We start from the raw sequence: 21,595 nt of genomic DNA on the forward strand, positions 1-21,595 counted from the left end.
GTGGCAGGTCCTCGCGATGGCAGGGTTCGCGGTGGCAGGTCCTCGCGATGGCAGGGTTCGCGGTGGCAGGTCCTCGCGATGGCAGGGTTCGCGGTGGCAGGGTTCGCGGTGGCAGGTCCTCGCGATGGCAGGGTTCGCGGTGGCAGGTCCTCGCGATGGCAGGGTTCGCGGTGGCAGGTCCTCGCGATGGCAGGGTTCGCGGTGGCGCTGAGGTTGCTCCGGCAGGCCAGGCTGCCCGGCGTGGTCTCGACCGGGTTGCGGACTGGCCGCACGTCGGCGGTTTCCGCGGTGGTCGCGGCCCGCCTGGCAGGCTCCCTCCCAGGGGCCCTGGATCCATTCTGCCGCCACACACCGACAAAACCGGCGGCCGAGAGGACCACGTCCACAGCCGAGCACAGTTGTGGACAACCCCGGACAACAGCCGGCCAAGCACTGGACAAGTGCCGGACAACGGGGGGGACAACCGCGGCGCAACAGCTTCGCAGGGCTCCCCTAGCCCACCCGAAAAGCGTTGCGCCGCAGGGGATTCGTCGCGGCGGCGGATCGGCGCGGCCGGCCTGAGCCGGCCCGTCGCCGCGCGTCGAACCCCGGGGGGAGGGTGCGCCTCAGCCGGCGGTGCCGGCGCTGCGGGTGGTGGTGCGGTTCCAGTCGGGGTCTCCGGTGATCTTCATGGCTTCCCTTTCGTGTCAATGGATCCCCCGGGTGGGGATCCATTCACGACACGGACGGGAGGCCCCACAGGGTTCAGTGTTGCGGAAAATTGGTCGGCAAGAGTTCCGACAGCAGGCGCAGCTGGTCGGCCACCACGTCGGCGTCCAGGGCGGCGATGCGCAGCAGAATGTGGTCTGCACCAGCCAGTTCGTAGTCGCGCAAGCCGGCCGCGACGGCCTCGACCGGGCCGGTGAGCATCGTCTGGATGGTGCCGATCGCGGACAGGGGGCGGCGGTACGTGGCTTGGCAGTAGGTGTCCAGCGCCTGGCGGCCGCGCTCCGGGTCGTCGGCGACGAAGGCTGTCGCGAAGAGGGCCGGGGTGATCGGGCGGTCGGTGAGCGAGCGGATGGCGGTCAGGCCGCGGGCGTAGTCGGCGGGGTCGGGCGGGTAGGGCAGCCAGCCGTCGTAGAGGTCGGCCGTGCGGCGGAGGGCGGACGGGGTCGCGCCGGCGAGCCACAGCGGGGGGCCGCCGAGGCGGGAGGGCGCCGGGACTTCGGGGAGCCAGTCGTGGTGGAGGACCTTGCCGTGGAACGACCGGGGCGTGCCGGACCAGAGGTCGCGCCAGAGGCGGGCGACGTCGTCGAGGTGAGAGAAGCGCGTCTTGAACGACACGCCGACCAGGTCGAACTCCGGCTCGCTGAAGCCGGGGAACCCCGCGCCGAGCCCGAGCACGAGGCGGCCGCCGGAGAGCTGGTCGAGCGTGGAGATCGTGAGCGCCGCCTGCACGGGCTGCCGCAACGCGGGCAGCAGCGCGGCGGTCCCCACCGTCACGCGCTCGGTGGCCTGCGCGACGGCGGTCAGCAAGGTGAGCGGCTCGGCCCGCGCGCGGACGAGCGAATCGCCCGCCCAGACGGAGTCGAAGCCGAGGCGCTCGGCCTCGCGGGCGAGCTCGACGACGGCGGTGACGGGAAGCTGGGCCTGCCCGGCGGGCAGGAGGAGTCCGTAGTGCATGGGATCGAGACTGTTCCGCCTCGGAGCCGGCGGCAATTCCCCGGAAGGAATGGCGCGCCCGCGCGGGTTCTGCTTGCCTGGCCTCATGGACCCGGCCTTCGCCGCCGCGCTGCGCGACGCCCGCACCCGCCGCCGCCTCAGCCAGCTCGACCTGGCCCTGGCCGCCGGCACCACGCAGCGGCACGTGAGCTTCCTGGAACGCGGCCGTTCGACTCCCGGCCGCGGCATGGTCGTCCGCGTGGCCGAAGCCCTCGGCCTGCCCCTGCGCGAACGCAACGCCCTGCTCCTGGCGGCAGGCTTCGCCCCGCGCTACGCCGAGACGCCACTGGAGGACCCCCGGCTGGCCCCCGTCCTCGATTCCTTGACGGCTCTGCTCGACGGCCACCGCCCGTACCCGGCGCTGATCGTCGATCGCTACGGCACACTGGTCTCCGCGAACGATGCCTTTACTCTCCTGACGGAGGGCGTGGCCGCCGAGCTGCTGGCGCCACCCGTGAACGTCCTGCGCCTGGCGCTGCACCCCGACGGCATGGCCCCGCGCATCCACAACTTCGCCGACTGGGCGCAGCACGTGCTCGAACGCCCCCGCCAGGGCCTGCCGGATCCCCGCCAGGCCGAGCTGCTGGAGGAGCTGACGTCGTACCTGCCCGCGCCTTCGCCCCCTTCGCCGGACCACCTCGGCTTCGCCGTGCCCCTGCAGCTGTCCACCTCCCTGGGCGACCTCCGCCTGATCACCGCCATCACCCGCCTCACCACCGCGGTCGACGTGACGATCGCGGAGCTGAGCCTCGAGACGTTCCTTCCGGCCGACGCGGAGACGGCCGCTTTGCTTACGGCACAACCCATCCCGTCAGCTGTCCCGCCAGCAACTCCACCCCCGCCCACATGACGGCGGCACAAACGCTCCCCACCACGAACCGCCGGTACGGCAGGCCGGCCGACCCGGCGACGCGGGGCACCAACGTCCGCACCCCCGCCAAACACCGGCCCAGCACCACCGCCGGCAGCCCGTACCGCACGATCACCGACTCGGCCCGGTCCCAGCGCGCGGCCCCGACGCGGCGCCCCAGCCGCGAAGAACGCAACCTCGGCCCGAGCACGCGTCCCTCCCAGTACGCGACCTGGTCGCCGACAACAGCGGCGAGAACGCACACCGCCAGAGCCACCCACCAGGACAAAGTGCCCCGCTGCACGAGAAACCCCATCAGCAGCAAAGTGGACAGTGTCGGCAGCACGATTCCCGGCAGCAGAGCCGTCTCCGCCGTGATCACCAAGGCGCACACGACGTAGACGACCACCGCGGGAGCGTCAAGAAGCGGGTGCAGCAGAGCGTTCACGGGAAACCCCGGCGGAAACCGGCAACGCGGCCCGGTACACATACGCCGGTGGCAGGTTCCGCCACACCACCGGAGTCCGCTCGACCACGAAGAAGCGGCTGCGCAACAGCCGGGCGAAACGGCGGGCCGGCGGTGTCCAGGCGGTGTGCGCGTAGGCGAACGTCGTGAAGCAGCCGCGCGGGGAGAGGATCGAACAGGTCGAGTCCAGAATCTCCTGCTGACGTGCGGACGGCATGGCCGTCCAGGGCAGGCCGGAGATCACGACGTCCGGTGGGGCCAAACCCCACGAGCTCACCGACGACGCCGAGCCGCACACCACCGAGACCGTGGGAAACCGCGAACGCAGCGAAGAGGCCAGCCGGGGATTGATTTCCACCGCCGTGAAGGACGCGGACGCCGGCAGCAGAGCCAGGACCGCCGACGTGAACACTCCTGTCCCCGGCCCCAGCTCGACGACCGAAGACGCGCCCTCGAGACCGAGGCCGCGGGTCATGGCGGTGGCGAGGAAACCCGAACTCGCGGTGACGGCACCCGTCAGCATGGGGTGCCGGAAGAACTCCGTGGTGATCGACATGAACCCGAAACTAAGGACGCCGCCGGTGGCCGCGGATCGGCCGATCGGGCCGCGTGGGTCGTCCCATCGGAGGAGGCGAGGCATACCGCGGAAGGACGCGGCGAGTGGCCGGTGAGCGTTACGTTCGGAGACGTGCGAGCTCTGGTGATGTGGGTGCGCAGGCACCGCTGGACGCTAGACCTGCCGCTGTACGCCGTCTTCGTGCTGCTCGGGCCGAACATCGCTGCCGGCGACTGGTCCCTGCACCTGGTGCCGCTCGTGTTCCTGCTGCCCCTGCTCGTGCGACGACGGTGGCCGCGGACGACGGCGGCGCTGATCATCGCCGGGGTGGTGGCCGTCTACACGAACGAGGTGTGGGCGTTCGACCGCGGGCGCAGCGAGCTGGCGATGGCGGTCGTGCTGTACACGCTGGTCAAGAAGGGTGACCGGCGGTTCGCAACGTTCATCGCGGCGGCCGTGCTGGTCCTCGACTCGATGTGGGGGTTCACGTGGGGCGTCGCCACGCAGAACCCGACGTTGACGATCGTCGGCGTGCTGCCGCTGCACATCGCGGCGTGGGCGCTCGGCGAGTTCTTCCGCGCGAAGGAGCAGCTGACCGACGAGGAACGGCTGCGCGCGGACCTCGCGGTGTCCGAGCGCCAGGCGCAGGCGCGCGCAGCCGTCGCGGAGGAGCGCACGCGCATCGCGCGCGAGCTGCACGACGTGCTCGCCCACAGCATGAGCGTGATCGTGCTCAACGCCGAGGGCGCGAAGCTCGCTCGGCACCAGGACCCGGACGCCGTGGACCGCACGCTCGACAGCATCAGCCGCACCGGGCGCGGGGCGCTCGCGGAGCTGCGGCGGCTGCTCGAGGTGATGCACGCCGGTGAGCCCGCGCGCACGCCGCAGCCGACGCTGGACGAGCTGCGCGCACTCGTGGAGCAGTCCGGGCGCGACGTCGAGCTCGACGTGACCGGTGACGCCACCGACCTGCCCACCGGCGCCGCGCTGCAGGCGTACCGCATCGTCCAGGAGGCGCTGACCAACATGCTCAAACACGCTCCCGCCGACGCGTCCGCCCGGGTGCGCCTGGAGTTCACGCGCACCGAGGTGCTCGTCGAGGTGACGAACACCGGGGGCCGCGAGCCCGTGGCGGCCGGGCTGCCGTCGTCGGGGCGCGGGCTGGCCGGGATGGCGCAGCGGGTGGAGCTCTACCGCGGCAAGCTCGAGACGGGCCCGCTGGCCGACGGCGGGTTCCGCGTGCTCGCGACGCTGCGGACGGGCGTAACGCGATGACGTCGGTGCTGATCTGCGACGACCAGGAGCTGGTGCGCGTCGGGCTGCGGATGATCGTGGACAGCCAGCCGGACCTCGCCGTCGTCGCGGAGGCGGACGACGGTGCGGAGGCCGTGCGGATCGCCCGGGAACGACGGCCCGACCTGGTGCTCATGGACGTCCGCATGCCGGTGCTCGACGGCGTCGCCGCGACCGAGCGCATCTGCGCCGCCCTGCCGGACGTGCGGGTGCTGGTGATCACGACGTTCGACCTCGACGAATACGCCTACTCGGCCCTGCGCGCGGGCGCGAGCGGGTTCCTGGTGAAGGACGCGCCGTCGGACGAGATGCTGGTGGCCATCCGCGGCGTGCTGCGCGGCGACGCGATGGTGTCGCCGTCGGTCACGCGGCGGCTGCTCGACCGCTACCTGACCGGGCGGCCCGTCGAGTCGGCGAAGCTGGGTTCGCTCACCGAGCGTGAGAAGGACGTGCTCGGGCTGATCGCTCGCGGGCTGTCGAACGGCGAGATCGCGGGCAAGCTGTTCATCGGCGAGACGACGGTGAAGACCCACGTCGGGCGGGTCCTCGCCAAGCTGGGCCTGCGGGACCGGGTGCACGCGGTGGTGTTCGCGTACGAATCGGGGCTGGTCCGGCCCGGCGATTGAGACGCGAACGTCGCATTTGTCGGGCATGCTGGGTGGTATGCGCCTGCCCGGAGTCGTGCTGCTCGCGGTCGTCGCGGTGCTCGCTGCCGCTTGTTCGGGGGCGGCGAGTGCGCCGCCGCCGTTGACGAGCGCGCCTTCGTCGGCGTCTGCCACCGGGTTTCGCGTCGAGGAGGTGGCGGGCGGGCTCGAGCACGGGTGGGACATCGGGTTCCTGCCGGACGGGTCGCTGCTGGTGCCGCAGCGGCCGGGCAAGCTGGCGTTGATCCGGAATGGGCGGACCACCGAGGTGCGCGCCGATTTTTCCGACGTCCTCGTGCAGGGTGAGGGCGGGCTGATGGGGATGGTGCTCGCGGCGGATTTCGCTTCGTCGCGGGAGTTCACGACCTGCCATACGCACCAGGAGAGTGGCCGGGCCGTCGACGTCCGGCTGGTCACGTGGCGGCTCGCGCCCGATGGGGCGAGTGCGTCGAAGGTGCGGGATCTGCTGACGGGGCTGCCGGTGAACCCCAGTGGCCGCCATTCCGGCTGCCGGCCGACGTTGGCTCCGGACGGCGCGCTGCTCGTCGGGACCGGGGACACGGCGCGGTCGACGATCGCGCAGGATCGCCACAGCCTGGGCGGAAAGGTGCTGCGGATCAACGCGAAAACCGGCGAAGCCTTGCCGGACAACCCGTTCTACGCGTCCACTGATCCGCGCGAACGGCGGATCTACACCTACGGGCACCGCAACATCCAGGGCGTCGCGATCCGGCCCGGGACGGGGCAGGTGCTGACTTCCGAGCACGGGCCGACGTTCGACGACGAGGTGAACTTGATCCGGGCCGGCGCCAACTACGGCTGGGATCCGTCGAAGGGCGGCACGGATTCTTCGTACGACGAGAGCGTGCCGATGACGGACCTCACGCGGTTCCCGGACGCGGTCCGTCCACTCTGGACTTCCGGCGAGATCACCGAGGCGACTTCCGGTGACGCGTTCCTGACGGGTCCTCAATGGGGTGCCAACGAGGGGGCGTTGGCCGTGGTGGCGTTGAAGGGCCAGAAACTGCTGCTGCTGCACCTGGATTCCACGGCGAACGTCACTTCGGTGACGCTGCCGCCGGAATTCGACGACCGGTTCGGGCGGCTGCGCGCCGTCCGTTCCTCGCCGGACGGCGCGCTCTACGTGACCACCTCGAACGGTTCCGACGACAAATTGCTGCGCGTCACTCCGGGCGCCTAAGGAGGTTTCGGCAGTCACGCGTGGGTGCTGCTTCGCCGAAACGGCACTCTATTCATCATCTGCCCGAGTGCCGACCGGCGCCGGCTGTCCCGACCATGCCAGGGTAAACAGCTCCGCAGCACGCTCGGCGATGGCGATGGTGGTGGCGTGCGTGTTCGCCCGTGGGATCGTGGGCATCACCGACGCATCGACGACGAAAAGATTTCCGACGCCATGAACCGCCAGCCCAGGATCGACGACGGACAAGTCGTCGGAACCCATGCGCGCCGTTCCGGTCATGTGCCAGTACGGGCCGGCATGCCGGGTGATGTAGTTCAGCAGCGCCTGGTCGTCGGCCCACGCCTCAGGCCCCGGGCGGGCGCTGGGTTCCACCAGAGTTCGCATCGGCGGGGCCGTGAAGATCGATTGAAGGCGTCGCAGGCCCGTGACCAGCGCGTTCCGATCAGCAGCCTCTCGCAGGTAGCCGGGGTCGATCAACGGAGCAGCCGCGGGGTCGGCCGAGGCGAGGCGAACGGTCCCGCGGCTCTGGGGAGCGACGAGAGCGACATTTCCGATCACAGCCGGACCACCGTCGGCCCCCGGCGCGGAGCCGTTGGGCGAAATCGCCAGCTGCAGGTCAGGAGCGGAAAGCTCATTCGTGCTGCGCAGCACGGCAAGAGCCGGCACGGTCGAAGCGAGCGGGCCGCGGCGCAGCGTGCGGTAGGCGAGTTCAGGGTCCTCATCGAATGATGCTCGCGCATCCACGCGCAGCGGCCACGTGGTCGGCACGAGCACGTGGTCCTGCAGGCCCCGGCCAACGCCCGGCAGGTCCGCGACGACCGGAATGTCCAGGGAACGAAGCTGATCAGCATCACCGATACCGGACAGCTGGAGCACTTGGGGAGTACGGATCGCACCGGCGCTGAGAATCACCGCACGGCGGGCTCGAATCGTACTGCTCGTCCCCGCGACCCGGACACCGATCGCGGTGGATCCGGCCGTGACGATCTCGTCCACTCGCGCTCCGCTGCGAACGATCAGATTCGCCCTGCCTTCGGCAGGGCGAAGGTAACCGTCCACAACGTCATGTCGTGCGCCGTCACGGATATTCCCCTGTCCGAAGCCGACACCTTCCCGGACCGCCCCGTTCAGATCATCGCTGACGGCAAGTCCCTCGACGGCGCCCGCTCGAACGAACGCAGCCGCCGCGGGATGAATGTCGCGCGGGAAACTGACGGCCATGGGACCACCTGCGGCGTGAAACTGATCCGATGCAAGCTCGTGGTCTTCGATCCGGCGCAGGTACGGTCGCAGGCCGCGCCAACTCCAGCCGTGCGCTCCTTGGTCCTGCCACCCGTCGTAGTCCGCAGGGTGCCCCTGCAGCCAGATCAGCCCGTTCATGGCGCTACCACCGCCGATACCCCGACCTGTGGGAAGTGAGATATGGCGGTCGCCAACGTGATGTTGCACCGTTGTCTCGTCTTCGTAGGCGAAAGGTGCAGACCAGAGATTCCGGCGATGACCTGGCACGCGCACTGCCGCCCGATCGTGGGCGCCGCCGGCCTCCAACAGCAGCACCGTGCATGCGGAGTCCTCGCTCAGGCGAGCGGCGATCACGCATCCAGCAGCCCCGGCACCAACGACGATGACATCGACCTCATCGGGAAGCGACGGGTTTTCTGCGCCGTGAGAGGGGGACATCAGCAGCCTCCGGTGGTCTGGATAATGGCAATTGACGGATACTCCCGAATCGAGGCCGGGTCCGTGAGACGCACTCCGGTCAATGATGACACAGCGGCGCAGCGTGCTGACTCTGCTGAGATGGCAACTCGCGGCGGCAGCGCGACGTGAATGCGGTACCCACCAGGCGGGCACGTTCGCCGGCACCCCGCCGGGGCCCGATTGCTGTCAGCAATTTCACTCTTGTTTTCGCCCCGCAGCCACGCCACTTCGCGAGACGAATCGACCTCGACCGAATCGGCGACGTGAAGTACCGCGCTGTCCGGCGAGTCAAGCTCATCGAAAACGGTTCTATTCATACTCTTCGGACGCGAGCCGCTGGCGGGACGGACGACGCGAAGAAGCGCTCAGGAGCCCAGGTAGGCGCCGCCGTTCACGTGGATGACCTGGCCCGTCACGTAGCCCGCGCCGGGGCCGGCGAGGAACTCCACGACTTCCGCGATGTCTTCCGGGCGGCCCTCTCGTTTGTTCATCGTGTTCGAGACCAGCCTGCCGCGGCGCTCGTCGGTGAGCTTGCCGTGGAAGAACTCCGTGTCGACGATCAAGCCGGGCGCGACCACGTTCGCGGTGATCCCCCGCGGCCCCAGCACCCGGGCGATGTCCGCGTTCCAGGCCTCGACGGCGGCCTTGGCCCAGCCGTACGAACCGGCGCCGGTGTGCGCGGCGATGGAGCCGATGGTGATGATCCGGCCGTTGTCGGCGAGCCGGTCGCGCAAACCCGCCGTGACCAAGGCGGCGGTGAAGACGTTCGCGCGGAAATTGGCCGTCCAGGCGGTGTTCAGGGTGGCGAGGTCGGTGTTGTCGTCGCGGAGAAAATCGGTGTTGCCGCCGGCGTTGTTCACCAGGACCTCGACGCTTTCCGGCAATTGCGGCAAGGCCGCTTCGACGGCTTCGTGATCGCCGGCGTCGAACGTGACCGCCCGCGCGCCGAGCAGCGCCGCGGCTTCGGTGAGCACGCTCTCGCGGCGGCCGGTGATCGTCACGCGGTCGCCGGCGCGCGCGAACGCGGCCGCGATGGCGTAGCCGATTCCCGTGCCACCGCCGGTGACCACTACTTCCCGGTTCATCCCGAACTTCCTTTCCCCAGCAGACGAACACCGACCGTACCGGGACCCGCCTAGGATCTGCCGTATGAACGAGATCGACCCCGCGTCGACGGCGCTCGTGCTCGTCGACTTCCAGGAGCGGATCGTCGCGATGCCGACGACGCCGTTCGCCGGGCCCGAGGCCGCCGCCAACGCCGTGCGCCTGCGCGACGCGTTTTCCGAAGCCGGCGCGCAGATCGTGATCATCCAGGCCATGCGGCCGGGCTCCGAGGGCGCGCCGGGCAGCGACGTGATCCCGGAGCTGAAGCCGCGCAACGGCGAAAAGCTCGTGGTCAAGACCACGATCGGCGGCTTCTACAACACCGACCTGCACGCGCACCTGCGCGACGCGGGCGTGCGCACCGTCGTGTTCGGCGGCATCGCGACGGAGTTCGGCGTCGAGTCGACGCTGCGCGCGGCCGCGGACCACGGGTACTCCGTGATCGCCGTGTCGGACGCGATGACGGGTCTCTCGGACGTGTCGCACGAATCGTCGACCACGAAGATCTTCCCGCGGCTCGGCACGGTGCTCACCACGGCCGAAACCCTTGCGGCACTGGGATGATCGACAAACTGGCGTGGCTGCACGTCGTGGACGGCCGCGTGCTCGCGGCGGTGTCGGCCGGCAAGGACACGTGGTACCTGCCGGGTGGCAAACGCGAGCCCGGCGAGTCCGACGCCGAGGCGCTGGTGCGGGAGATCGCGGAGGAGCTGTCGGTCGCGCTGGACCCGTCGTCGCTCGAGCCCGCGGGCGTGTGGGAAGCGCAGGCGGACGGGCGCGCGGCGGGGACGGTCGTGCGGATGACCTGTTACACGGGCTCGTTCTCCGGCACTTTGGCGGCGTCGAGCGAGATCGCCGCCTTCGGCTGGCTGGGTTTCGAGGACCGTCCCCGGGTGTCGGCGGTCGTGCAGCTCATCTTCGACGACCTGCACGCACGCGGTTTGCTCTAGCCGAGCTGCTGCTGCATCGCCGCGGCCAGCGCGTTGAGTCCCGACAGCGGGCGCACCATCACCACGAGCTCGGTGATCTCACCGGAGTCGTTGGTGCGCAAGAAGTCGCACCCCTCCACCTCGCGGTCGCCGACGCGTGCGGTGAAGACCAGGGCGTGGCCGTCGTCGTCCGTCAGCTCCCGCTGGTACGCGAAGTCCTCGAACACGGCGAACGCCGCGCGCAGAATCGCCGCGACCTGCTCGCGCCCCTGGTAGGGCCGGTGCACGGCGGGACTCCGGAACACGGCGTCCTCGGCGAACAACGCGATGGCGGCCTCGATGTCGCGGCCTTCGATGGCTTCGCGGAAAGTCTTCATCGGATGATCGTCAGGCACTGACGCCGTTCGGACAAGTCCCCGGCTCAGCCCAGCAGCCTCGGCTTGTGCTCCAAATGCGACAACCCGTTCCAAGCCAAGTTCACCAAATGGGCCGCCACCTCGTCGCGCTTCGGCTTGCGCGCGTCGAGCCACCACTGGCCCGTCAACGCCACCATCCCGACCAGAGCCTGGGCGTACAGCGCCGACAGCTTCTCCTCGTAGCCGCGCGCCGCGAACTGCTGGGCGAGGATGTGTTCGACCTGGCCCGCGATGTCGTTCAGGACGGTGGAGAAGGTGCCCGTGGAGCTGGCCACCGGGGAGTCGCGGACGAGGATGCGGAAGCCGTCGTGGGAATCCTCGACGTAGCTGAGCAGGGCGATCGCCGCTTGTTCGAGCATGACGCGCGGGTGGCCGCCGTGGAGGGTGTTGACCATGCGGTCGAGCAGGAGCTGCGTTTCGCGGTCCACAACGACCGCGTAGATGCCTTCCTTGCCGCCGAAGTGTTCGTAGACCACGGGTTTCGAGACGTTCGCGCGGGCGGCGATCTCTTCCACCGAGGTGCCGTCGAAGCCCTTCTCGGCGAACAACGCGCGCGCGACGAGGAGCAGCTGTTGCCGGCGCTCGCTGCCCGTCATGCGGACGCGCGTCACCGGCGCCGCCGGTCGCGCGCCGGTGACCGCTGCTTCGCGCTTCGCCCTTCGTCTCCCCGCCATGCGCAGCAGGGTAGCCGCAGGGCGTCACGCCATCGGAGTGAGCACCGTTCGCGAGAAGGCGCCGCTCGAAGCCGCGGCGTGCGCGACAGCCTTGTCGACCTCGGCCAATCCGAACCGCGTCACCCGCTCCGGCGCCAGGTCGAGCGCACCCGACTCGAGGAGGCGGATGATCCCGACGTTGGCCGCGCGCGGGTACATCCACTGGCCCCGCACCGTCACCGAGTTCCGCATCAGCCACGGGTACGGCAGGGACAGCTCCGCGCCGCCGAGCATGCCGACCCCGCCCATCAGCACCACGCGGCCGTGTTCGCGCACGGTCATCGCGGCGGCGCGGGCGACGGACGCCGGGGCCCGCGGCGGGAGAAGGTCGATGACGAGGTCGACCGGACCGTTCGCGCGCATCGCCTCACGGTCCGTGTCGGCGTCGCCGCGGAGCTCGACCGGCCGCACGCGCTGGCCGAACCGCTCGGCCAGCAGGTCGAGCACCGCCCGGTTGCGGCCCGGCGCCACGACGCGGCCGGCACCCATCGCCAGCGCCACGGCCACCGCGCAGCTGCCCAGGTTGCCGGTCGCGCCGCTGACCAGCACCGTCTCTCCGGCCGCGAGGCCGCCGGCGAGCAGGCCGCCATACGGGATCACGTGCACGCTCAGCGCCGCCCACCGCACCGGATCCACACCGGCGGGCAGCGGATGGACGTTTTCCGTGGGCACACGCATGAGCTCGGCGAACGCGCCGTCGTGGAAGTACCGCGACAGGCGCGCCCCGCCCTCGCCGCGGGAGCTCCAGCCCTGCAGCGTGATGTCGGGGGTGAGGGCGTCGTCGCGGGCGCGAACGGTCGAATCGCACCACACGAGGTCACCCGGGGTCAGTTTGGTCGCGTCCGCCCCGACGCGCCGGACCCGCCCGATCCCCCCGATGCCGGGCACCACGGGCGGTTCGAGCGGATACCGCCGTTCACCGCTGAACACTTCGGCGGCGTACGGGGGCACGATCGTCGCGAGGACCTCGACGAGCACTTCGCCGTCCGGCGGATCGGGCACCTCGCCGACGACGAGCGGGGAACCGAAAGCGGTCAGGGTGGCTGCGCGCACGGGAAAGCCTTTCTGCTCAAGCACTTTCCCGAACCGTAGGACCGGGTGCAGCCATGCCGGAAGCGAAGATCAGTCAACCCGGGTGTGCGTAATCCGCATGCTCCAGGCACGACGTGAGCCGCCGGCGGGCACCCGGCCGCCTCAGGCGAACGCGGTGTCGCGCGAGCGGTCCTCCCAGGCCGTCAGATCGGCCCGCACCTGGTCGAGGTGGCCGCCGATGGCGTCGACGGCGTCCGCGCCGAGGGCCAGGCGCAGCGGGGTGTCCGGCGCGTCGAGCGCGGCGAGGATGGCGGCGGCGGCCTTGGCGGGGTCGCCGGCCTGCGTGCCGTCGGCGTCGACGACGAGCCGGCGCGTGGGGCCGACCGACTCGGCGTAGTCGGCGATCTCGCCGCTGCGGCTCGTGCTGCCCCACAGGCCGGTGCGGAACGCGCCCGGCTCGACGATCAGCACCTTGATCCCCAGGCGGCCCACCTCGTCGGCGAGCCCTTCCGACAGCCCCTCCAGCGCGAACTTCGTGCCGCTGTAGGCCGAGAACCCCGCGAACGACAGCTGCCCGCCCATGCTGCTCATCTGCACGATCGCGCCGGACCGCCGCTCGCGCATGTGCGGCAGCGCCGCGCGCACGAGGGCCGCGGGGCCGAAGACGTGCACGTCGAACAGCGACCGCAGCTCCTCGTCGGTGGTCTCCTCGAACGCGCCGACGTGGCTGCGGCCGGCGTTGTTCACCAGCACGTCGAGCCGGCCGTGCCGCGCGATCACCGACGAGACGGTCGCGTCGACCGCCGCGAGGTCCGTGACGTCGAGCGCCACCGCCTCCACCTGGTCCGGGTGTGCCGCGACGACATCGGCGAGCGTTTCGGTGCGCCGCGCCGCCGCGACCACCACGTCGCCGGCCGCCACCGCGGCCTCGGTGAGCGCGCGGCCGAAGCCGCTGTTCGCGCCGGTGATCAGCCAAACCTTGTTCATGTCCTGAACTCCTTTCGCTGTCACCGACTCTGGGCGAAAACCGCTCGCGGGTCCAAGACCTGCCGTGATAACCATTGGCTATGGACGTGCACGGTCGTGATCTGCGGTACTTCGTCACGGCCGCCGAAGAGCTCCACTTCACGCGCGCGGCCGAGCGGCTCTACGTCTCCCAGCCGGCGCTGAGCAAGCAGATCCGCATGCTCGAACGGCAGCTCGGCGCGCCGCTGTTCGACCGCGACCGCCGCGAGGTCCGGTTGACGCCGGTGGGCGAGGCCTTGCTGCCGCACGCCCGCCGGGTGCTCGCGGAGTGGGACGCGGCGCACGACGCCGTCGCACGGGCGAAGGCCGAGCAACGCGGGACGCTCGTCGTCGGCATGAGCACGAGCCCCGGCCGCGGCGGCATGCTGCCCGCGATCCGGTCGCGGTTCACCGACGAGCACCCCCACGCCCGGCTCACGCTGCGCCAGGTCGGCTGGCACGACTCCACGGCAGGGCTCGCCGACGGCTCCACCGACGTCGCCTTCGTGTGGCTCCCGGTGCCGGGCGCCGAACGCTACAGCTGGGTCGTGGTCGCCGAAGAACCCCGCCTGGTCGCGATGTCGGCCGCCCACCCGCTGGCCGGACAGTCCACAGTGGACTTCACCGACCTGCTCGACGAACCGTTCCTCGCCTTGCCCTCCGACGCCGGCCCGTTGCGCGACTACTGGCTCGCCCCGGAAGCTCGCGGCGGCCAGGCCCCCGTGATCGGCGCGGAGATCGGCAGCGCGGACGAAACCTACGAGGCCCTCGTCGACGGCCGCGGCGTCTGCCTCATCGCCGCGGGCAACGCGCCCCTGCTCACGCGCGGAGACGTCGTCGCCCTCCCGGTCCGCGGCGTGTCCCCCAGCCGCCTGGCACTCGCGTGGCGCAAGGACGACGCCCGCCCGCTGGTCCACGGCTACGCGCGCGCCGCCCGGCTGGCCACCGAGAACAAGCCCTGAAAAGAAAGCGGACCACCGAAAACCGGTGGTCCGCGAAGGAAGAAAGAACTCAGCCCTCGGAAGCGATCCGAGCCAGCCGTTGCGGAGTCGGCCAGCGCACGTCGTGCACCCAGCCGAACTTCTCGAACATCCAGATCAGGCGGGCCGACATGTCGATCTGGCCACGCTTCACGCCGTGGCGGGCCGAGGTCGGGTCGGCGTGGTGCAGGTTGTGCCAGGACTCGCCGAAGGAGAAGATCGCCAGCGGCCAGAAGTTGGCGGAGCGGTCACGCGCCGCGAAGGGGCGTTCGCCGATCATGTGGCAGACGGAGTTCACCGACCAGGTCACGTGGTGCAGCACGCAGATGCGCACGAGGCCGGCCCAGAAGAACGCGGTGAGCGCGCCCCAGAAAGACCACGAGATGAGGCCGCCCAGCACCGCCGGCAGCGCCAGGGACACGAGCGCCCACAGCCAGAACAGGTCGTCGACCTTCCGGATGGCCGAGTCCTTGACCAGGTCGGGCGCGAAGCGGGCCTGGTTGCTCTTGTCCCGCTCGAACAGCCAGCCCATGTGGGCGTGCCAGAAACCGCGGGCGATGGCCGCCGGCGAGGTGCCGAACATCCACGGCGAGTGGGGATCGCCGTCACGGTCGGAGAACGCGTGGTGGCGCCGGTGGTCGGCCACCCAGGTGATCACCGGGCCCTGGAGGGCGATGCTGCCGGCGATGGCCATCACCACGCGCAGCCACTTCTTCGCCTTGAACGAGCCGTGCGTGAAGTACCGGTGGTAGGCGACGGTGATGCCCAGACCGCTGATTCCGTAGAACACAACGAACAGGGCCACGTCGACCCAGGTCAGTCCCCAGCCCCACGCGAAAGGCACGGCGACCAGCAGGGCTACCAGCGGCGCGATCACGCCGAAGTACACCGACAGCTGCACGCCGATGCCGCGCTGACCTTCGATGATGGGCTTGGGGCCCTTCTGGGCCGGCGGATCGCCAGCCGGCTGGGAACGGTCGAGGGTGGCCGTCATACGCTTCACTTCTTCCTACGAGCCCCTGCGAAGGGTGACCTAACCTACGATGCCGTAAGTTACGGTACAGGAGGTTTCGCGCCCTGGGGAGGCCCGAAATGTCCGTTCCGCTCCGGCGCGGTTCACCTTGAGAAGTACCCCGAGCGCGGGCGCTTCACCCTCCCGCCACCACTGTCGCCGATCATCGCTATCCTGACCAGGATCGATCCGCCGTAGTGTAATCGGCAGCACTTCAGATTTTGGTTCTGACAGTTCAGGTTCGAATCCTGGCGGCGGAGCAGGCGTGTGACCAACCCGAGGCGAGGCAGCGAAGCGATGGGGGTGTGGGGCGGCTGAGCGATGAAGCGATCGACCCCGGAGCCGCCCGGCGTCCGACTCTCGTCGAGATGTCCGACGCATGGCTGGTCGGGCGCGCGCGTGAGCTGATCGCGGCCGTCCAGCGGCAGGAGTTCGACAAACAGCTCGAGATCGTCGCGATCATGGACGAGCTGCTCGAGGAAACCCTGCGCCGCGGCGAGCCCACGCTGGTGGCGCAGCTGCTGCGCGCCTCGGCGTTCGCCCGCCTGGTCACGCGCGGGCTGGCCGCCGAAGCGGAACCGCGGCTCGACGAGATGCTCGCCCACACCCGCCGCCACGGCCTGTCGCTGCTGCGTGCCGACGCGCACGCGTTGCGCGGGCGCCGGCTGGTGCTGGCCGCGCAGGAGGACGCCGCGCTCACCGAGATCGCCCGCGCGCTCGCGATCCTCGACGACTCCACCATCCCCGATCGCCAGGTCGGCGTGCGCAACTGGAACCGCATGCAGTCGATGGCGCTCATCGACTGCTGGATCGTGCTCAACCAGCTCGGCGTGTACGAAGCCGCCGAAGAGGTCATCAGCCGCGCCCACCAGGCGATCCGGGAGAGCGCGAGCCCCCACGAGATCACGCTGCAGCTGATGAACCGCGTGAAGATGCTGCTGGGCTGGGGCCTGCGGCTCGAGCGCATCGAGCGGTACGACGAGGCGGCCGAGAAGTTCCGCACCGCCGCGTCGATGGCGGTAGCGGCCGAGGGCCCGTTCGCCGAGTCGCTGTTCCCGCGCAGGGCCGGGGTCTCCGCCGTGGACCAGGTGGGCGTGCTCGCTTCCGCACTGGCGCTGCACAACCCGGCCGCGGAGCACGTGGACCGGCTCACCCAGATGCGCCACGGCCACCACTTCCCGCACGAGCAGGAGATCGTCGCCATCGCGCTCGCGCGGTGCCTCGACCGCGCCGGGCGTCGCGAAGAAGCGCTCGACGTGCTGCGCGAGACGCGCAAGGCGATGTCCGAGGACATCTCCCAGCCGTCGATGCGGCTCAACATCGCCCGCGAGCTCGCGCGGCTCGACACCGCGCCGGACCACGCGTCGGGCGCCGGCAAGTCGCTGATCGACTACGCGACCACGCTCGAAGCCGAGATGTGGACGCTGCGCGAGTCGCAGATCGCCACGCTCAACGCACGCCGCGAGCACGAACGGTTGTCGGCCGAACACGGTGCGATCACACAGCAGGCGCTGCAGGACCCGCTCACCGGCCTGCCCAACCGCCGCGCGCTCGACGAACGCCTGCGCGCGCTGGCGTCGTCGGCCGACGCGCAACCGCTCGCCGTCGCGCTCGTGGACCTCGACGGATTCAAGGGCGTCAACGACAAGCAGTCGCACGCCGAGGGAGACAACGTGCTCCGCGTCGTCGCGAGCACGTTGCGTGACGCCCTGCGCGGTGACGACGTTGTCGCGCGCTACGGCGGGGACGAGTTCATCGTCCTGCTGCCGGGCGCGCCCGCATCCGCCGCGAAGATGGCGCTGGGCCGCGCGGTGAAGTCGGTGGCAGAGCTGCCACACCACCTTTCGCACGGCGTCACCCTGTCCATCGGGCTGGTGTCGCTGCGGCCGCAGGAGCGGGCCGAGCAGGTGCTCGCGCGCGCGGACGCGGCGATGTACGAAGCAAAACGCGGTGGGGGCAACCAGGTCGCCTCCGCGAATTCGATGGCGGGCGACGCCGGCGCGAGCTGGCCCGCGGAGAGCATCCCGGCCGACCCCTCGTGGAGCGCCGAGGAGCCCACGTAGGATCGTTGCCCGTCGGAACGAGCCGGTAAATCGTTGTTGGGAGTCTCGTTGAGCGGCCCGCTGAGCACGCTGATCCTCGCCGCGGGTGAGGGCACCCGCATGCGTTCGTCCACTCCGAAGGTGCTGCACCCGATCGCCGGGCGCCCCTTGGTGGAACACGCCGTCCGCGCCGCGGCCGGACTGAACCCCGAACACCTGGTGGTGGTGATCGGCCACGGCCGCGAAGCCGTCGGTGCCGAGCTCGCGCGCGTCGGCGAGGTGCTGGGCCGCGAGGTGACCACCGCCGTGCAGGCCGAGCAGAAGGGCACCGGCCACGCTGTGTCGTGCGCGCTGCACGAGCTGCCCGCCGGCCTCACCGGCACCGTGCTCGTGAGCTACGGCGATGTGCCGCTGCTCGACACCGGGACCCTCGCCGCGCTGCTGGCCGAGCACACCGGTTCGGGCAACGCGGTCACCGTGCTCACCGCCGTGGTCGCCAACCCCGCCGGCTACGGGCGGATCGTGCGCGACGACGCCGGCGTGGTCCAGTCGATCGTCGAGCACAAGGACGCGACCCCGGCGCAGCACGAGATCACCGAGATCAACTCGGGCGTCTACGCGTTCGACGCCGCCGTGCTCGCCGACGGCCTCTCGCGGCTGTCGACGGACAACGCGCAGGGCGAGCTGTACCTCACCGACGTGCTGGGCATCGCGCACCACGACGGCAAGGGCGTCGGCGCGCTCGTGGTCGACGACCCGTGGGTCACCGAGGGCGTGAACGACCGCGTGCAGCTGGCGACGCTGGGCGCGGAGTACAACCGCCGCATCGTGCGCCGCTGGCAGCGCGAGGGCGTGACCGTGACCGACCCCCACACCACGTGGATCGAAGCGGACGTGACGCTCTCGCGCGACGTGCTGCTGGAGCCGAACACGCAGCTCAAGGGCACCACGTCGATCGGCGAGGGCTCGGTGGTCGGACCGGACACGACGCTGACCTCGGTGACCGTCGGCGCGGGCGCGTCGGTGGTGCGGGTGCACGCGGACGACTCCGAGCTGGGCGACGGCGTGAACGTCGGCCCGTACACCTACCTGCGGCCCGGCACCAAGCTGGGCGCGAAGGGCAAGCTGGGCGCGTTCGTGGAGACGAAGAACGCGCAGATCGGCACCGGCACGAAGGTGCCGCACCTCACTTATGTGGGCGATGCGACCGTCGGCGACCACAGCAACATCGGCTGCTCCAGCGTCTTCGTGAACTACGACGGCGTGAACAAGCACCACACCGTCGTGGGCTCGTATGTCCGACTCGGTGCCGACAACACACTCGTGGCGCCGGTGCGGATCGGTGACGGCGCTTACAGTGGAGCGGGTGCGGTGATCCGGGAGGACGTGCCGCCTGGTGCACTTGCGCTCTCGGCGGGGCCGCAGCGCAACGTCGAGGGCTGGGCGGTCCGGCGCAGGCCGGGCACGCCCGCGGCGGAAGCGGCGGAAGCCGCGCTCGCCGCGAGTGAGGACACCGCCGTGTCCGTGTCGGAAGCAGGAAACGACGGGGAGTCGCCAGCATGAGTCCGAAGTCAGGTACGCCGAAGAAGAATCTGATGCTCTTCTCCGGCCGGGCGCACCAGGAGCTCGCGGAAGAGGTCGCGAAGCACCTCAACGTGACCATCACCCCGCAGACCGCGCACACGTTCGCCAACGGTGAGCTGTTCGTGCGGTTCGAGGAGTCGGTGCGCGGTACCGACGCGTTCGTGATCCAGGCGCACACCACGCCCATCAACGAGTACGTGATGGAGCAGCTGATCATGGTGGACGCGCTGAAGCGCGCTTCCGCCAAGCGGATCACCGTGGTGATGCCGTTCTACCCGTACGCCCGGCAGGACAAGAAGCACAAGGGCCGCGAGCCGATCTCGGCGCGGCTCATCGCCGACCTGTTCAAGACCGCGGGCGCCGACCGCATCATGACCGTCGACCTGCACACCGCCCAGATCCAGGGCTTCTTCGACGGCCCGGTCGACCACCTGATGGCGCAGTCCGTGCTCGCCGACCACATCAAGGCGACCTACGGCGACGCGGACATCACGGTCGTCTCGCCCGACTCGGGCCGTGTTCGGCTTGCGGAGAAGTGGGCGCAGCAGCTGGGCGACCGGCCGATCGCATTCATCCACAAGACGCGCGACCCGGACAAGCCGAACCAGGCCGTGGCCAACCGCGTGGTCGGCAAGGTGCAGGGCAAGCTCTGCGTGCTGATCGACGACATGATCGACACCGGCGGCACGATCGTGAAGGCGACCGAGGCGTTGATCGAGGAAGGCGCCGCGGACGTCGTCATCGCCACGACGCACGGGATCCTGTCGGACCCGGCGACCGAGCGGCTTTCGCAGTGCAAGGCGCGCGAGGTGATCGTCACGAACTCGCTGCCGATCCCGGAGGAGAAGCGGTTCCCGGGGCTGACGGTGCTGTCGATCGCGCCGATGCTGGCGGAGGCGATCCAGCAGGTGTTCGAGGACGGTTCGGTGACCTCGCTGTTCGACGGGGCGGCCTGAGGGTTCTCGGGTTTTCCTTTTTCGCCGTCGGTGGATTTCGGTCCGCCGGCGGCGAAACTGTCTGTGCCACGCGGCGCGGCGCGGCTAGGTTCGGGCGCCATGGGGAACTTCAAGTTCGGTGTCAGTCTGCGGACTGTCGATTCGTCGTTCGTCGGCCTGTGCCGGCGGGCCGAGGAGCTGGGGTACGACGCCATCAGCGTGCCCGACCACCTGGGGGACGGGCGTCCGGCGCCCTTCCCGGCCCTGGTGGCCGCGGCGGCGGCTACCTCCCGGCCGCGGGTGGGGACGCTGGTGTCGAACCTGCCGTTCTACAACGTGGCGCTGTTCGCGCGGGACGTCGCCAATACGCATGTCCTGACCGGTGGCCGCTTCGAGCTGGGGCTGGGTTCGGGCCACATGAAGGCGGAGTTCGACGAGGCCGGGTTGCCGTGGTTGAAGGCAGCTGATCGGATCGCTTACCTGCGCGATGGCCTGGCCGAGCTGCGTGAGCGGCTCGGTGCGAACCTTCCGCCGCTGCTGATCGCGGGCAACAGCGACGGGGTGCTCTCGCTGGCCGCGTCGGACGCGGACATCGTGGGCTTCGCCGGTCTGCGGCAAGCGCCGGGCAAGCCCCCGGGGACGTTCGTGCTGGACCCGGCTTCGGACATGGACTCGCGGGTGGCGTACTTCCGGTCGCTCGCCGGCGATCGCGACATCGAGTACAACATGCTGGTCCAACGAGTGGTCGTGACCGACGACCGCCGCGCCGCCGCCGCGGAGTGGCAGGCGCTGACGGACCCGGAACCCGGCGTCGACGAGCTCCTCGAAGCTCCACAGCTGCTGCTCGGGACAGTCGACGAAATCGTCACGCAGCTCGTCGAGCGCCGGGAACGATACGGGTTCTCCTACATCACGGTGTTCGACTCGATGATGGAGACGCTGGCACCGGTGGTCGCTCGGTTGCGCGGCCGTTGACCTTGCCACGCCGGGGGTTGGGTCGATTTCCGGCGCGCCACAATAGCTTCTGCCGGGATCGCCCGATCGTCGGTACACCGCGGCAATGGTCGCCAGGGCCCGCCGGGTGCCGGAACCTGCCGCGACAATGCCGGATTCCGCCGATTGCTGTTGCGCCACAAGGTTTCTCTCCGTCATCTGCTGCGCCGGCCGGGGGCACCCATCGCGGGGCCCCGGCTTTTCCGCAACCGCCCACCCCTGTGGACAGCTCAGCTCGCGCACCGATTTTGTCGGTGCTGCTCGGTAGAATGGACATGGGGACGCCGCCCTGGGGAGGGCGGGAGCCGCTCTGCCGCGGAGGCTGCTGGACTGCGGTGACTGTTGTCCCGCAAGACGGTTCGCCGGCGGCGCGGGCAGCGGCGGGCCTGCCTGGCGCCGACCTCCACCAAGGCGACGGGGCCGGCCAGTGCCGGCGGC

21 protein-coding genes and 1 tRNA gene are annotated in these 21,595 nt (G+C 70.4%); 12 read left to right on the forward strand and 10 right to left on the reverse strand.

What is annotated here, in order from left to right:
- Positions 1–744 precede the first annotated feature (744 nt).
- The gene (locus AB0K15_RS13470; protein ID WP_364049122.1) at positions 745–1,662 is read right to left on the reverse strand and encodes an LLM class flavin-dependent oxidoreductase; all 918 of its coding nucleotides are present in this window, start codon (positions 1,660–1,662) and stop codon (positions 745–747) included.
- A gap of 85 nt (positions 1,663–1,747) precedes the next feature.
- Between AB0K15_RS13470 and AB0K15_RS13475 the strand changes: the two genes are divergently transcribed.
- The gene (locus AB0K15_RS13475; RefSeq protein ID WP_364049922.1) at positions 1,748–2,551 is read left to right on the forward strand and encodes a helix-turn-helix domain-containing protein; all 804 of its coding nucleotides are present in this window, start codon (positions 1,748–1,750) and stop codon (positions 2,549–2,551) included.
- Here the strand turns inward: AB0K15_RS13475 and AB0K15_RS13480 are convergent.
- Positions 2,493–2,999 (reverse strand): DedA family protein, encoded by a 507-nt coding sequence (locus AB0K15_RS13480; protein WP_364049124.1) that lies wholly within the window; start codon positions 2,997–2,999, stop codon positions 2,493–2,495. The genes AB0K15_RS13475 and AB0K15_RS13480 overlap by 59 nt on opposite strands.
- Positions 2,971–3,573: a methyltransferase domain-containing protein gene (locus AB0K15_RS13485; protein ID WP_364049126.1), complete on the reverse strand. Its 603-nt coding sequence runs from the start codon at positions 3,571–3,573 to the stop codon at positions 2,971–2,973. The genes AB0K15_RS13480 and AB0K15_RS13485 overlap by 29 nt, the downstream gene beginning before the upstream one ends.
- 147 nt (positions 3,574–3,720) lie before the next feature.
- Here AB0K15_RS13485 and AB0K15_RS13490 point away from each other — a divergent pair, with 147 nt between their 5' ends.
- From AB0K15_RS13490 to AB0K15_RS13500, 3 genes are read left to right on the forward strand one after another with little or no spacing between them, the layout of a single operon-like run.
- Positions 3,721–4,848, forward strand: coding sequence for a histidine kinase (locus AB0K15_RS13490; protein ID WP_364049924.1), 1,128 nt, complete (start codon positions 3,721–3,723; stop codon positions 4,846–4,848).
- Positions 4,845–5,492 (forward strand): response regulator transcription factor, encoded by a 648-nt coding sequence (locus AB0K15_RS13495; RefSeq protein WP_364049128.1) that lies wholly within the window; start codon positions 4,845–4,847, stop codon positions 5,490–5,492. Before AB0K15_RS13490 ends, AB0K15_RS13495 begins: the two co-directional genes overlap by 4 nt.
- 37 nt (positions 5,493–5,529) lie before the next feature.
- Positions 5,530–6,711: a PQQ-dependent sugar dehydrogenase gene (locus AB0K15_RS13500; protein ID WP_364049130.1), complete on the forward strand. Its 1,182-nt coding sequence runs from the start codon at positions 5,530–5,532 to the stop codon at positions 6,709–6,711.
- A gap of 48 nt (positions 6,712–6,759) precedes the next feature.
- Here AB0K15_RS13500 and AB0K15_RS13505 read toward each other — a convergent pair whose 3' ends face one another.
- Both AB0K15_RS13505 and AB0K15_RS13510 read right to left on the reverse strand, forming a co-directional pair.
- Entirely contained in the window at positions 6,760–8,391 is a 1,632-nt protein-coding gene (locus tag AB0K15_RS13505; protein ID WP_364049132.1) for a GMC family oxidoreductase N-terminal domain-containing protein, read from the reverse strand.
- Between the two features lie 386 nt (positions 8,392–8,777).
- The gene (locus AB0K15_RS13510; RefSeq protein ID WP_364049134.1) at positions 8,778–9,497 is read right to left on the reverse strand and encodes an SDR family oxidoreductase; all 720 of its coding nucleotides are present in this window, start codon (positions 9,495–9,497) and stop codon (positions 8,778–8,780) included.
- A 64-nt stretch (positions 9,498–9,561) separates the two neighbouring features.
- Between AB0K15_RS13510 and AB0K15_RS13515 the strand changes: the two genes are divergently transcribed.
- Positions 9,562–10,080 (forward strand): isochorismatase family protein, encoded by a 519-nt coding sequence (locus tag AB0K15_RS13515; protein WP_364049136.1) that lies wholly within the window; start codon positions 9,562–9,564, stop codon positions 10,078–10,080.
- On the forward strand, positions 10,077–10,466 hold the full coding sequence (locus AB0K15_RS13520) for an NUDIX domain-containing protein (RefSeq protein WP_364049138.1): 390 nt from the start codon (positions 10,077–10,079) through the stop codon (positions 10,464–10,466). The genes AB0K15_RS13515 and AB0K15_RS13520 overlap by 4 nt, the downstream gene beginning before the upstream one ends.
- On the opposite strand, the gene AB0K15_RS13525 is transcribed toward AB0K15_RS13520, so the two are convergent.
- The 4 genes from AB0K15_RS13525 to AB0K15_RS13540 form a co-directional block, all read right to left on the reverse strand.
- Positions 10,463–10,822 carry a nuclear transport factor 2 family protein gene (locus AB0K15_RS13525; protein ID WP_364049140.1) on the reverse strand — a complete coding sequence of 120 codons (360 nt, stop codon included), beginning with the start codon at positions 10,820–10,822 and terminating at the stop codon, positions 10,463–10,465. The two genes, AB0K15_RS13520 and AB0K15_RS13525, sit on opposite strands and share 4 nt — an antisense overlap.
- Positions 10,823–10,866: 44 nt before the next feature.
- A complete protein-coding gene (locus AB0K15_RS13530; RefSeq protein ID WP_285974454.1) occupies positions 10,867–11,457 on the reverse strand; it encodes a TetR/AcrR family transcriptional regulator in 591 nt (196 codons plus the stop codon).
- Between the two features lie 102 nt (positions 11,458–11,559).
- A complete protein-coding gene (locus AB0K15_RS13535; RefSeq protein WP_364049926.1) occupies positions 11,560–12,627 on the reverse strand; it encodes a zinc-binding alcohol dehydrogenase family protein in 1,068 nt (355 codons plus the stop codon).
- Positions 12,628–12,768: 141 nt separating this feature from the next.
- A complete protein-coding gene (locus tag AB0K15_RS13540) occupies positions 12,769–13,593 on the reverse strand; it encodes an oxidoreductase (RefSeq protein ID WP_364049142.1) in 825 nt (274 codons plus the stop codon).
- An 80-nt stretch (positions 13,594–13,673) separates the two neighbouring features.
- Between AB0K15_RS13540 and AB0K15_RS13545 the strand changes: the two genes are divergently transcribed.
- Positions 13,674–14,573, forward strand: coding sequence for a LysR family transcriptional regulator (locus AB0K15_RS13545; protein WP_364049144.1), 900 nt, complete (start codon positions 13,674–13,676; stop codon positions 14,571–14,573).
- A 49-nt stretch (positions 14,574–14,622) separates the two neighbouring features.
- Here AB0K15_RS13545 and AB0K15_RS13550 read toward each other — a convergent pair whose 3' ends face one another.
- On the reverse strand, positions 14,623–15,585 hold the full coding sequence (locus AB0K15_RS13550; protein ID WP_364049146.1) for an acyl-CoA desaturase: 963 nt from the start codon (positions 15,583–15,585) through the stop codon (positions 14,623–14,625).
- A gap of 206 nt (positions 15,586–15,791) precedes the next feature.
- Here AB0K15_RS13550 and AB0K15_RS13555 point away from each other — a divergent pair.
- From AB0K15_RS13555 to AB0K15_RS13575, 5 genes are all read left to right on the forward strand, one after another.
- Positions 15,792–15,863, forward strand: a tRNA-Gln gene (locus AB0K15_RS13555).
- A gap of 108 nt (positions 15,864–15,971) precedes the next feature.
- Positions 15,972–17,666, forward strand: a complete 1,695-nt coding sequence (locus AB0K15_RS13560; RefSeq protein WP_364049148.1) for a GGDEF domain-containing protein — start codon at positions 15,972–15,974, stop codon at positions 17,664–17,666.
- 48 nt (positions 17,667–17,714) lie between these two features.
- Complete coding sequence (gene glmU / locus AB0K15_RS13565; protein WP_364049150.1) at positions 17,715–19,208, forward strand: bifunctional UDP-N-acetylglucosamine diphosphorylase/glucosamine-1-phosphate N-acetyltransferase GlmU; 1,494 nt, start codon at positions 17,715–17,717, stop codon at positions 19,206–19,208.
- A complete protein-coding gene (locus tag AB0K15_RS13570; RefSeq protein WP_360593936.1) occupies positions 19,205–20,185 on the forward strand; it encodes a ribose-phosphate diphosphokinase in 981 nt (326 codons plus the stop codon). Before glmU ends, AB0K15_RS13570 begins: the two co-directional genes overlap by 4 nt.
- A gap of 99 nt (positions 20,186–20,284) precedes the next feature.
- Positions 20,285–21,139, forward strand: coding sequence for a TIGR03621 family F420-dependent LLM class oxidoreductase (locus AB0K15_RS13575; protein ID WP_364049152.1), 855 nt, complete (start codon positions 20,285–20,287; stop codon positions 21,137–21,139).
- The last annotated feature ends 456 nt before the right edge of the window (positions 21,140–21,595 follow it).

This window comes from Amycolatopsis sp. NPDC049253, assembly GCF_040678995.1.
Lineage (GTDB): Bacteria > Actinomycetota > Actinomycetes > Mycobacteriales > Pseudonocardiaceae > Amycolatopsis.